Raw genomic sequence first — 14,132 nt, 5'->3', positions numbered from 1 at the left:
GACATCACGTTAACGAATACATATTTGTCAAATGTCGACCATTAATCGGTCAATCTTTAGGAGATCGGATGTTTCGATTTTTGTAGGTTCTTTTAATTACTAATTTTGGCTTTGCTAAGAGTATAAACCCAAGCTATCCCATGTTAAGATCTATTTTCATAGGTATTTTGTTTTTAACGATGTTTCCTGTTTTTGTACAAGCTCAAGAACATAAGGTATCTCGTTTGGGGGTTGAAGACGGTCTTTCCAGTAATTATGTCGTAGGTATTGAGCGCGATCGTCAGGGTTTTCTTTGGTTTGCAACCGAATCAGGATTGAATCGGTTTGATGGCAATAGATTTGTTGTCTATAAAAAAGGCGAAGGACAAAAAAGCATAAGTGCGAACGAACTCAATAGTATATATGCAGATCCAAATGATGATATTCTTTGGATAGGCACACAGCGGCAGGGACTAAATGCTTTATCGTACAGAACTGGTAATATCGTACGTTATGGCAAAGAAACTAATAGCGAATCCAATTTAGGATCTAATGATGTAACTGACATCAGTGGAGCAAAAAATGGAGGGCTCTGGATCGCTACTTTTTCAACGGGAGTGAAGTGTTTTGATAAATCTACAAAAAAGTTTAAGCAATATAACAAAAGGACATATCCCAAAATCAGTAGTGATCGTGTATGGTCGGCACGAGAGGATAATAAAGGTCAACTGTTTATAGGGCATGTGGATTCTGGATTGACCGTTCTTTCCTTAAGAACGGGACAAGTTAAAAAATTTAAAAATAATCCATCTGATAGCAAAAGTTTACCAGGTAATTCAGTAAAGCGAGTCTATGTTGATAAAAATAACAATGTATGGCTTGGTACAGACAATGGTTTGGCACTTTATGATCCGCAAAACAATAATTTTCTGGTATTTAGACATGTTGTTGGCCGCGAAAGATCTCTACTGTCTAATACCGTTCACGATATTGCTCAATTGAACGATGGGAGGGTTGCTGTAGCAACAGAAAATGGAGGGTTGAGCATATTGGACATTAACCGCCCTTTCATATCGGATATCACAGACATCGCAATTGAAAATATAACTTATAGTGATGAAAATCGCGGTTTATCCAATTCTTCCGTGCGCAGTATTTTTGAAGATTCGTTTGGTAATATTTGGTTGGGTACGTATGGAGGGGGGATTAATTTTCTTTCCCATCGGAAGGTTCTTTTTGATAACTGGCGCTACTCGTCCATACAAAGTAAGACGGATGTGTTGAGTAATAAAGTGGCCTGGGGGATAACCAGTGATCATGCGAATTCAATATGGATAGGTACAGACGGTGGCGGAATAGATATTTTTTCCAATGGAAAAAGAAGAGCTGTTTTAAATCAGGCATCTGGAAAATTGAATGATAATGCCATCTTAGCTGCGATGTGTGACCGGGATAACAATTTATGGTTTGGTACTTTTCAAGGCGGCCTTCATGTTTTTAATTCCCAAAGTTCATCGCTGTTGAATTTTGTGATTGGCGATAAGAAAAACGATATCAGGGCAATCTTTCAAGCAGCTGACGGTAAGGTATGGATTGGTAGTACATTAGGTCTCTATCGATATGATAAGGTCGAACGTAAGGGCGAATTGTTTACAAAGGGAAGATATGGCAATAGTTCTTATGAATTGGATCTGATTCGTGCAATTTCTCAAGATAAAGAAAATCAATTGTGGTTAGGTTTTTTTGGTCAGGGGATAGGCGTTCTTGACGAGAAAATGAATGTACTATCGCGGTATAATGAAGACAACGGTTTCCCTTCTAATCGTGTAAACCATATTTATCGAGATAGAACTGGAATGATTTGGGTAGCTACGGCAGAAGGATTGGCCTGTTTTCGTAATCGCGAGACCTATACGGTCTTTGGTGAGAAGAACGGATTAATCTCACAAGATGTTAGAGCCATTGCCGAAGACCAGCAGGGCAATATTTGGATAAGTACAATAAATGGTATAAGCCGATTCGATAGAAAAAAAGAAATTTTTTACCATTATGATCAACGGTATGGAATTTTGCCCGGGGATTTTATGAGTGGTTCCGTAACAACGACAACGGATGGCCTTATATATTTTGGATCACAAAATGGCGTATATAGTTTTGATCCGCTATCTATACCCTTGAATACGGAGCTTTCAAAAACACTTATAACAGGTGTTCGTGCACTTCAATCTTCCAGTTCGGTCGCTGACTCATTTATTGATGTCGGTATTGATGGCAATACAACATTAAAACATGATCAGAACACCTTTAGTGTCTCTTTCCATATTCAGGATTATTCGCTCAGCCCACTTGTAGAGTATACGTATATGCTTCAGGGCTTGGACAATGCTTGGCACCCCTCGGAAGACAGTGAAGTTACGTTTCGAAATATACCACATGGTAAATATAAGTTTTTGGTACGAACAAGGGTAGTAAACCAAGATTGGGGAAAAGATATAGCCTCGTTAGACATTGAAATTAGGCCGCCTTTTTGGTTGAGTTGGTGGGCGAAAGCGTTCTATATACTTATGATTGGACTGCTTATATTCGCCATTGTAAAATTCTATAAAAGGAAGTTAGATCTCGAAAATTCACTCTTGTTGGCGAACGTGAATAGTAAACAAGAAATGGAACTGCATGATGAGCGTATTCGTTTTTTTACAAATATTACGCACGAACTCAGAACTCCTCTTACACTGATTTTAGGCCCATTGGAGGATATTCAGCAGACCAACGATATTTCTACAAATGTACGAGCAAAAATTGCGGTCGTGCATAAAAGTGCGACGAGACTGATGACGCTCGTTAGTCAGATTTTAGAATTCCAAAAAACAGAAAGCGACAGCAAACAGTTATTTGTTAAAAGAGGAAATCTCCTACAGGTCATTCAAGATATAGCCGCTAAATATAAAACTTACAGTACGAATACGGCATTGTCATTTGAGGTTATTCAGGAAACGAACGAGGCTGTTTTATATTTTGATGAGCAGGTGCTTACAACTATCCTCGAAAATTTACTTTCCAATGCATTTAAGTACACAGCGAAAGGTAAAGTTGTTTTATGCATTCGACAGATCAAGGATCAAGAGAAAGAATATATAGAAATCGAAGTACGTGATACAGGAAAAGGGATTGCGAAGGCAGATTTAGAACGGATTTTTGATAGATATTATCAAGTAGAAAGCACAAGATATGTGTCGGGAACAGGAATAGGACTAGCGTTAGTAAAGGGACTTGTTTCTTTACATAAAGCACAGATCAGTGTCGAAAGTGTCGAAAAAAAGGGTTCTTCTTTTCGTGTTCAACTGGATATGGCAAATACTTACCCTGAAGCAATTCACGCAGCGGCAGAATTACCGAGCGGAGAAAGCATAATACAGGAAGATTTGCATAATGATGCTCGACCTATTGTGCTCGTTGTTGAAGATGACTATGACATTGTCGATTATATTGTGGCAGCGTTATCTGACACTAATATTGTTTTTACGGCAAATAATGGTAGAGAGGGATTGGAGAAGGCATTCACTTATATTCCAGATATCATCGTGAGTGATGTTATGATGCCCGAACTAGACGGCTTTGAAATGGCCAAAGCACTTAAGGCAGATATTCGCAGTAGTCATATACCGTTGATTCTTTTGACAGCTAAAGACGGAGTACAGTATCGACAAGAGGGATACAATATCGGTGTAGACTCTTATCTGACAAAGCCGTTCAGTATTGGCTTACTAAGAAGTCGAATCGAAAATTTGTTGCGTTCTCGCAATAGGCTAGCAGAGCTTTTTGGGAAAGAAAATGTGCCCAGTAAGGAACTAGATGCAGCGGCTCCCCTCCAGCAAATTGATCACGAGTTCTTAAAGAAAGTCCAGTCCATTATCGAAAAAAGTATTGCAATGGATAAGATTGACGTGGTATTTATTGCAGAGAAGATGAGTATGAGCCACTCTACTTTATACCGAAAAATAAAAGGTTTATCGGATAAAACACCAAATGAATTTATTCGATTGGTGCGGTTTAACTATGCAGCTGAACTTTTACGTACGGGGGACTACACCGTGGCAGAAGTTTCTTCGCGAATTGGTATCAGTAGCATCACTTATTTTCGACAATGTTTCAAAGAGCAATTTGGTGTATCACCGACAGCTTACATAAAGAAAACCTCAACATAGATTGATTAAATGTGGAAAAATTAACGACTAAGCAAATAAAACCGATGAAATTGAGATTTTTTGTAATTTACTTTTTGTTATGTGTTTCATTATCCAAGGGATATGGGCAAACGAACAATACTCTTTGGTACGATAAACCTGCCAAAGAGTGGGTTGAGGCACTCCCGTTGGGTAACGGCGAGTTAGGAGCCATGATCTTTGGGGGAGTGGAAGATGAGCTTATTCAGCTAAATGAATCCACACTTTGGTCTGGAGGTCCTAGAAAAGATAATGTTAACCCTCAAGCGTATTCTTATTTGAAGCAGGTTCGCACAGCTTTGCAAAACAAAGATTATGAGTTAGCCAAGGAACTTACGAAAAAGATGCAGGGACATTATACGGAAAGTTTTCTTCCATTAGGTGATCTACATATCAAGCAATTATTCCCGTCGAAAGGAAAGGTAACATCCTACTATCGGGATCTTGATATAGCACATGCTGTTGCCAAGGTTCGTTTTGAGCAAGACGGGAATGTGTTTACGCGCGAAATGTTTGTTTCCGGAAAAGATAAGGCATTGGTAATTCGTTTAAGTTCCGAGAAGAAAGAACAGTTAAAACTTGATATAAAACTCAGTAGCATGCTCCGGCCTAAGTTTTCGGTTGAAGGAAATGCTATTTTTGTTATGGATTCCAAAGCTCCAGCACGTGTAGACCCTTCCTATTATAATAAAGAGGGACGTAATCCCGTCGAATGGGAAGATGTTACCGGTTGCAACGGAATGCGCGTGCAGAGTTTAGTTAAAGCCGAATCTAAGGATGGCAACATTATTGTCGATGAAGAGGGAATTCATGTGGAAGGAGCTACGGAAGTCATGCTTTATCTCACAGCAGCAACTAGCTTTAATGGTTTTGACAAATGCCCCGATAAGAATGGCAAAGACGAGAAGAAAATTGCCCACAGTTACATTGATGCTATAGCAGGTAAAACTTATCCGATGCTTTTTGCAGATCATGTTGCAGATTTTCAATCATTTTTCAATAGGGTTACGTTAGCATTAGATGAAGGGGGGCAGAACCCTGTTTTAAAGAATCTTCCCTCAGACTTTCGATTAAAACTTTATTCTTACGGAAACCAAGATGCCGAATTAGAAGAATTTTTCTTCCAGTATGGTCGTTATTTACTGATCTCCTCATCACGAAGTTCAGAGGCTCCGGCAAATTTACAGGGAATATGGAATAAAGAATTTCGAGCACCCTGGAGCTCAAATTATACGATTAATATCAATACGCAAATGAATTATTGGCCAGCTGAGCCCGGAAATCTTTCGGAATTACATCAGCCACTATTAAATTTTGTAAAAAATCTTTCCAGCACAGGTCGTAAAACTGCCCAAGAATATTATAAAACTCGTGGATGGGTTGCCCACCATAATACGGATATCTGGGGACTGAGTAATGCTGTAGGTAATTTAGGTGATGGAGATCCCTCTTGGGCAAATTGGTACATGGGAGGCGCTTGGTTATCACAGCATCTGTGGGAACACTATGCTTACACCAGGGATTTAGATTATTTAAAAAATGAAGCCTATCCCATTATGAAGGAGGCTGCCTTGTTCTGCGTAGATTGGTTGATCGAAAGAGATGGGAAACTGATTACTTCGCCATCCACCACACCAGAAAACCTTTTTTGGTATAAAGGAAAACAGGTTACTGTTTCCGAAGGAACTACTATGGATATCGCCATTATCCGAGATCTCTTTAAGCATGTTATTGAGGCATCTAAAATACTTCAGATCGACGATCGATTCCGGAAGTTATTAGAAGTAAAACAGGCGAAGCTATGGCCTTATGGTATTGGAGCCAAGGGACAACTCTTAGAATGGATGGAGGATTATGAAGAAGTTGATCCACAGCATAGACACCTGTCTCACCTTTTTGGGCTTCATCCTGGTAACGACATCTCTCCGTTACGTACACCAGCGTTAGCAAAAGCAGCCGAAAAGACATTTGAACTTAGGGGAGATGAAGGTACGGGGTGGAGTAAAGGTTGGAAAATAAATTTTGCAGCTCGGTTGCTCGATGGTGATCACGCTTATAAGATGATTCGTGAGATTTTACGTTATTGCGAGCCTAATCAACAAGGGGCAGGCGGAACCTATCCGAATTTTTTCGACGCACACCCACCGTTTCAAATTGATGGAAATTTTGGAGCAACGGCAGGATTTATGGAGATGTTGATGCAGAGTCACCTCGACGAAATCCATTTACTTCCAGCTTTACCTACAGCTTGGAATAGCGGTAAAGTTACGGGGCTTGTTGCTCGAGGAAATTTTCTACTCGATATAGCATGGGCGCAAGGCGTACTTAAGGAAGCCTCTTTAACATCGCGAATGGGGAGTGATTGTAAATTAAGAACCTCTGTTCCCGTGGTTATTAGCGGCGTGAAAAGTACGGAAACACAAGAGGGAAACTATTTCGTCTATAGTTTTTCCACGGATAAAGGTGCTACATATTCGATTAGGAGAAAGTAAACAAGCCGGTAAGAGACAGTAAGATTAATTATTGAAAATGATGAGAGAACATATATTAAATGTGAAACAGGTTGCTTGGACGGTTTTATTTTTAGGACTTTCTGCCGTGTGTACTTCGCAGCTGCAGGCGCAAGAGATTGTTTCACCGAGTGCTAAAATTCGGGCAGAGCTAAAAATAAAGGGAAAGAAGAGTGGGTACGGTAAACCAGAATTACAAATATGGTCAAAAAATGGAAATTCGCAAGAAATTGCCTTATCAGCCATTGGCCTAGGTCTACAAACATCAACGTCCAATTTAAGCAATGCACTTAAACTTGTGTCGGTAGGAAAGGAAATTTTCATAGCGGAAGAGTACGAAATGCTATCTGGTAAACGTAGCCACTGTAAAAATGAAGGAACCGAACGAACATTTACTTTTCAAAATAAGAAGAAAGAAACGTTAAATGTCGTTGTTCGTGTCTTTAACGATGGAGTGGCATTTCGCTATGATCTTGAAAACAAGACTATCGATACTCTTTTGCGGGAAAATACAAGTTATGCCATTGAAAATGGTAGAACGAAATGGATGCAACGATACAAAAATGATTACGAAGGTTTCTTTCCAAATACAACCGAAAATGTATCTGGAGAATGGAGCTATCCAGCTTTAGTTGAAAAAAACAAATCGCTATATGTATTGATCTCTGAGGCTAATATCACTAGAGGTAATGCCGGATCTCGTTTAGATAATAGGAAGATAGCGGATGTTTATACCGTAAAGTTGGGTCAGGACAAATTACCATTACCTACTTTTTGGAAGTCAGCGTGGAGAACGCTCATTATTGGTTCATTGGCAGATGTTGTTGAATCAACCTTGATAACGGATGTTTCCGAACCAGCGAAAATCGAAAATACCGCATGGATAGAACCTGGAAATGTGGCTTGGATTTACTGGGCTTATAACCACAGTTCAAGTGATTACGAAAAAGTGAAATCCTATACCGACCTAGCTGCAGAGATGGGCTGGAAATATAATCTGATCGACTGGAAATGGGACCAAATGTCTAATGGCGGAAATGTAGAAGATGCCATAAAATATGCCCAAAGTAAAGGGGTAAAACCATTGCTATGGTATAATTCAGGAACGGGTTGGATTGGCGAAGGAGCACCAGGTCCTTTGGATAGACTCAATACTGCTGAAAATAGAAATAAAGAATATGAATGGTTAAGTAAAATTGGCGTTGCTGGCGTGAAGATCGACTTTTTCGATGGTGATGCGGCGCCGATGATGGATTATTATATTGACCTGTTGGAAGATGCAGCTAAGCATAAACTCATGGTAAATCTTCATGGTTCGACTACACCGAGAGGATGGTCACGTACGTATCCGAATCTCATGACCATGGAAGCCGTATATGGTGCGGAATGGTACAATAATAACGATACATTAACGAGCAGAGCCGCTATACATAACGTCACATTGCCTTTTACCCGTAATGTAATAGGCCCAATGGATTATACGCCAGGTACTTTTTCCGATTCGCAACACAAGCATATCACCTCTCATGGTCACGAACTCGCACTGATGGTGGCTTTTGAATCTGCATGGCAGCATAGGCCTGATCGTCCTTCTGTGTACCGGTCACTACCTGAAAAGGTTAGACAAGTGCTTTCCGAACTTCCTACAGTTTGGGATGATACGAAGCTACTTTCTGGCTATCCTGGTAAACATATTGTTATTGCGAGAAGAAAAGGCACAAAATGGTATGTAGCTGGATTGAACGGGACGGACGAGGAGCTGAATCTTGCATTAGATCTATCGTCACTTCCCGGAAAATTGGTCAACGGCTATATTGTAAAAGACGGCAATAAACCTGATAGTTTTACTATTGAAGACCAATTGGATGTGAAAAGCAAACTTAGCTGTTTGGCTCGAGGAGGATTCCTTGCGGTGTTAGAAACAGAATCGCTATAAAGTAACGAAAAACTATAACTAATAAATATGAACAAATTCTAAAATCAAAAACGAAGACGATATTCCGAAAGAGTAGTTCGTCTGTATGTTAACCTTTTATTCAATTAAACTAGATGTAAAATGAAGTCAAGTAACTTTGTAAAACAAAGTCTGGGGACGCTTTGTCTCCTGATTTTAATGACCGTAAGCCAGGTTTATGGGCAAACGGTGAAATTTGAGGGTGTTGTAAGAAATGCGCAAGGGCCACTAGCAGGTGTAACCGTATCAGCCGAAGGAACCTCTGTACAAGCTTTGACGGATGAGCAAGGACATTATAGCTTATCCGCTACTGGAGCAAAATTTTTAGTATTTTCCTTTATAGGATATACCGAACAACGTATCAATCTGGCTGAGCGGTCAGTATCACAAAGCGGCACCAATACGATTGATGTCACGCTGATGGAGTCGGAAGGAGACTTGCTAGATGAGGTAGTCGTAGTGGGATTCGGAACTCAAAAGAAATCCAATTTGACGGGGTCTGTGGCGATTGTGGATGCCAAACAATTGGAAAATAGACCTGTAAGAAATGCTACGCAAGCCTTACAAGGCTTAGCTCCGGGGTTGAATATTTCGCAAAATAGTGGAACGATGGATAGCGATCCTAGTATAAATGTGCGGGGTACGGGCACAATTAGTTCTTTTTCTTCTTCGGCTCCTTTAGTATTGATTGATGGTTCCGAAGGATCTTTGGCTGCTTTAAATCCCCAAGATATTGAAAGTGTGTCTGTATTGAAAGATGCTGGTTCATCATCGATTTATGGATCAAGAGCGGCCTTCGGTGTTATTCTTGTCACCACAAAGTCAGGGAAAGCAGGACGTACGTCGGTAAACTACAACAATAGTTTTCGTTTAAATTCACCAACTCTACTTCCTAAAATGATGGATTCGTATACTTTTGCACAGTATTTTAATCAAGCAGATATTAATGGAAATAGTTCTCCTCAATTCTCCGAAGAACATCTTCAACGTATTTTAGATTATCAGAATGGTGTTATCAACAGCTCTATTATCGTTAATCCGGATAATGCAGAACGTTGGGCGGATGGCTATGCGCATGGAAACGATAACATTGATTGGTTTGCTACGATGTATCGAGACCAGGCTTTTGCGCACGAACATAATTTAAGTATTAATGGCGGCACGGAAAAGACGACGTATTACCTTTCTGGTAATTTTATGAAGCAGCAGGGAATGATGGCTTTTAATACAGATCATTATGGACGATATGCTGTTTCAGCCAAGATAAACACGAAAGTATCCGATATATTTACTGTGGGGTACAACGCTCGTTTGGTACGCGAAGATTACGAAAGACCATCGAGTCTTACCGAATCTTTCTACAATGATCTTGGCCGTCAGGGCTGGCCAACATTGCCTTTGTATGATCCAAACGGTTATCTGTACAGTTCACCGTCTCCCGCTTTGAGTATGCGTGATGGAGGAAATGATAACTCCGTGAAAGACTATGTGTACCAACAATTGCAGCTTATTTTGGAACCAATAAAGGGTTGGAGAACCTTTGCTAATTTGAATTACCGTACCATGACGCAATTTCGGCATTGGGATTCACAACGTCTGTATAACTACGATGTAAATGGCAATGCATACCTTTATAAAAACACGTCGAATGTATACGAGTTTGGTTACAAAGAGAATTACTACAACATCAACTTATATTCTGAATATGATAAATACTGGGGCAGTCATCATTTAAAAGGCATGCTAGGTTTTCAGGCTGAAAGTACAGCTTATAGAAATCTGGCTGTGCAACGTGATGGAATCATCGTCTCTTCCCAACCTGTCCTTGACCTTACATCTGGCACTGATCCCAATGGCAATGTCGTATCACCTGCAGTTTCTGGTGAATATCAGAATTGGGCTACAGCGGGATTTTTTGGACGTTTAAATTACGATTATAAAGATAAGTATCTTTTAGAAGTTAACATGCGCTACGATGGATCGTCTCGATTTAGATCGAGCGACCGTTGGGGATTATTCCCTTCCGTGTCAGCGGGTTGGAATCTTTCGAAAGAAGACTTTTTTGAAGATGCGCTCCCCTTTGTGAACATGCTGAAATTACGGGGATCATACGGTGAATTGGGAAACCAGAATACAGATAATTTGTATCCAACCTATCTTCTTATGCAGACAGGAATGGCAAATGGCAGTTGGTTGTTGAATGGTCTACGCCCAAATACCGCTAGTTCTCCTGCGTTAATCAGTACTTTGTTGACTTGGGAATCCATTAATACATTGAATGCAGGTGTTGATTTTGCTCTTTTGAATAATAGACTTTCTGGATCCTTTGAAGTGTTTCAACGTAAGACATTAAATATGGTTGGTCCAGCACCGCAATTACCAGCAGTGTTGGGAACGGACGAACCAGCAGCAAATAATACAGATTTAAAAACTAGAGGGTTTGAAGCATCGATAGGTTGGAATGATCGCACGCAAGGTGGATTCAGCTATGGAGCAAAGTTCTTAATTTCCGATTACACAACGACAATTACTCGGTATCCCAATGAGTTAGGGATTATTTCTCCCGCCGATGCTGCTGATGACGATCGTACATATATCCCAAATCATAAACTGGGTGATATCTGGGGATATACTACGGTAGGTATCGCAAAGTCGCAAGCTGAGATGGATGCGCATTTAGCTAGCCTTCCTAACGGTGGACAAGATGCTGTTGGAGCCCAGTGGTCCGCAGGTGATATCATGTACAAAGATTTAAATGGTGATGGAAAAATCAGTGAAGGAAGTAATACTGTAAGCGATCCTGGTGACCAGTCTATTATTGGTAATACCACTCCGCGTTATAATTTTGGATTGAACTTGAATGCTGAATATAAGAATTTTGATTGCAGTTTGTTTTTCCAAGGTGTGATGAAGCGTGATGTGTGGCAAGGAGGTTATTATTTCTGGGGTGCTACGTCAGACAAGTGGTGGTCTACAGGTCTTGTTGATCACCTAGATTATTTCCGTGAAGCCGGGAATTCGCTTGGCGAGAATCTTGATAGTTATTACGCGAGACCAATCTTCGGAACGGATAAAAATCAACAGGTTCAAACACGTTATTTACAGAATGCGTCTTATATCCGCTTAAAGAATATACAGTTGGGTTATACGATACCCACAGAAAAAACAGCACACTTTGGGGTATCTAGATTAAGAGTATATGTTTCGGGCGAAAATGTCTGGACAGCCTCGAAGGTGGCAGGTATGTTCGATCCAGAAACAATAGACGGTGGAAGCAGTGGTACGGTTTACCCACTTACAAAAGTGTGGTCCGCAGGTTTGAGTGTTACTTTTTAAATTTAAAACAATGAAAAACGTGAATTTACGCAAAAATAAACTATGGATTCTTGCCGGATTTGTTGTTACAATGGCTTTCGGATCTTGTCAAAAATTCCTGGATGTGACACCTCCCTCTGAAATTGTGCCAGAGGATTATTTCGACGATGAATCGCAATTAGCAGCCTACACAATCGCTCGTTATGTTGATATTCTTCCATCGCACAGCAATTGGTCCTTAGGTACTTTCGGAACGGATGCGGGCACGGACAATCAGGTTGTAAGAACTGTAGATACGAAGTTTGTTCCAGGTCAATGGCGTGTTGAATCGGAGAAAGGAGATTGGGACTTTACAAATATATATGAGGTAAATTATTTCTTAAATCAGGTTCTTCCTAAATGGAAAGAAGGCCAGATTTTAGGTTCGCAAGAGAACATCGACCACTATATTGGAGAAGCCTATTTCTTGCGGGCACATGAGTATTTTACGAAGTTGCAAGCATTAGGCGATCTGCCTATTCTTCGCAAGGCTTTGGATGATAGTGATAACCAGATCTTGGTAGACGCGAGTAAAAGGTCGCCAAGGACGGAAGTTGCGCGTTTTATCCTTTCTGATCTTGATTCGGCGATAACGTTGCTCAAAGACGCTGCTCCTGGCGGAATGAAACAACGTATTAGTAAGAATGTTGCCTACCTACTCAAATCGAGAGTCGGACTTTTCGAAGGTACTTGGTTAAAGTATTTTAAGGGGACTGCTTTCGTACCAAACGGAGAAGGTTGGCCAGGCGCTGCTAAGGATTATAATGCTGACTTTCAGTTTTCTTCGGGAAGCATAGATGGTGAAATTGATTTCTTCCTATCGGAAGCCATGGAAGCTGCAGCTAACGTTGCCGACAATGTCGTTCTGGTAGAGAACACCGGTATTATCGAATCTGCAAACAATGAAAACCCTTACTTCAGTATGTTTGGCGCGTTAAACATGTCTAGCTATAGTGAAGTGTTGTTATGGCGTCAATACAGTGAAAGTTTAGAAAATCATAATGTGCCGGTTTACATGCAGGGTGATAATTATGCTGTTGGATTGACACGTAGTTTGGTGGAAAGTTATTTGATGGCCAATGGTTTACCTATTTATGCGGCAGGAAGTGGTTATCATGGCGATGATTACATCGAAGATGTGCGAGAAGATCGCGACGATCGCTTACAGCTGTTTTTAAAGCAACCAGGACAAACCAATGTTTTAGTTAATGTAGGACAAGGAACGCATGCCACAGTTACGGAACCGATTCCACGTGTATATATCGCTGGTGGATCACAAGGATATAGTTCCGGATACACCATAAGAAAGGGAATATCTTATGACGGGTTGCAAGCAAATAATGGAAAAGGCTACACAGGTAGTATTACATTTAGAGCATCTGAAGCTTATCTCAATTATATGGAAGCATGCTACGAAAAAAATGGTAGTTTAGATGCTAAAGCCCAAAGTTATTGGACACAATTAAGAGCTAGAGCAAAAGTAAATACGGATTTCAATGCAACCATTGCTGCAACAGTGATGTCAAAGGAAGTATTAGATTGGGGAGCGTATTCCGCGGGCAATTTAATTTCACCTACATTGTATAATATACGAAGAGAAAGAAGAAGCGAGTTGATGGCTGAAGGATTACGTTTAATGGACCTTAAACGTTGGAGAGCGATGGATCAGATGATAAACACGGCGTATCATGTCGAGGGTTTTAAATTATGGGGTCCTATGAAAGATTGGTATACGTCAGGTCAATTAGTTTACGGTGCGAGTAATGACAAGGCTGTAGTTTCAGACCCTTCTTTAGGACTTTATCTCAGACCTTTGGAAATTCGTAGTAACACATTATCATACAACGGGCTAAGATTTGCATTGGCTCACTATCTGGCACCTATAGCTGTAGAGCATTTTCAGTTGACTTCAACAGATGGAAGCATTAACAATTCTGTTATTTATCAAAACCCCGGTTGGCCTACGACAGCAGGAAGTGGCGCTATTGGCTACTAATAATAAGGTGCTTACGAACAGATCTGGAAATTGCTCCGGTTTCGGAATCAATTAGTGATTTTTAGAGATGCCGTACATATTGTACGATGGCCGTTAAAAAAAGAAACCTCGCTAAC

The 14,132-nt window shown here is 40.4% G+C and carries 5 protein-coding genes; all 5 read left to right on the top strand.

Translation table 11 applies throughout. From position 1 onward, the window contains the following. Positions 1–140: 140 nt before the first annotated feature. The 5 genes from ACSZOX_RS16435 (at position 141) to ACSZOX_RS16415 (ending at position 14,016) form a co-directional block, all read left to right on the top strand. Positions 141–4,184 (top strand): hybrid sensor histidine kinase/response regulator transcription factor, encoded by a 4,044-nt coding sequence (locus tag ACSZOX_RS16435; protein ID WP_437921223.1) that lies wholly within the window; start codon positions 141–143, stop codon positions 4,182–4,184. 44 nt (positions 4,185–4,228) lie between these two features. Then, on the top strand, positions 4,229–6,694 hold the full coding sequence (locus tag ACSZOX_RS16430) for a glycoside hydrolase family 95 protein (RefSeq protein WP_437921222.1): 2,466 nt from the start codon (positions 4,229–4,231) through the stop codon (positions 6,692–6,694). 37 nt (positions 6,695–6,731) lie between these two features. Continuing rightward, the gene (locus ACSZOX_RS16425; RefSeq protein WP_437921221.1) at positions 6,732–8,648 is read left to right on the top strand and encodes a glycoside hydrolase family 97 catalytic domain-containing protein; all 1,917 of its coding nucleotides are present in this window, start codon (positions 6,732–6,734) and stop codon (positions 8,646–8,648) included. A 120-nt stretch (positions 8,649–8,768) separates the two neighbouring features. Continuing rightward, positions 8,769–12,002: a SusC/RagA family TonB-linked outer membrane protein gene (locus tag ACSZOX_RS16420; RefSeq protein ID WP_437921219.1), complete on the top strand. Its 3,234-nt coding sequence runs from the start codon at positions 8,769–8,771 to the stop codon at positions 12,000–12,002. A 10-nt stretch (positions 12,003–12,012) separates the two neighbouring features. Beyond that, positions 12,013–14,016 carry a RagB/SusD family nutrient uptake outer membrane protein gene (locus ACSZOX_RS16415; protein ID WP_437921218.1) on the top strand — a complete coding sequence of 668 codons (2,004 nt, stop codon included), beginning with the start codon at positions 12,013–12,015 and terminating at the stop codon, positions 14,014–14,016. Positions 14,017–14,132 lie beyond the last annotated feature (116 nt).

Origin of the sequence: Sphingobacterium sp. LRF_L2 (assembly GCF_965644235.1) — a bacterium.
GTDB lineage: Bacteria > Bacteroidota > Bacteroidia > Sphingobacteriales > Sphingobacteriaceae > Sphingobacterium.
Note: the sequence above shows the minus strand (reverse complement) of the source record. Positions and strands in the feature narration are given on the sequence as shown.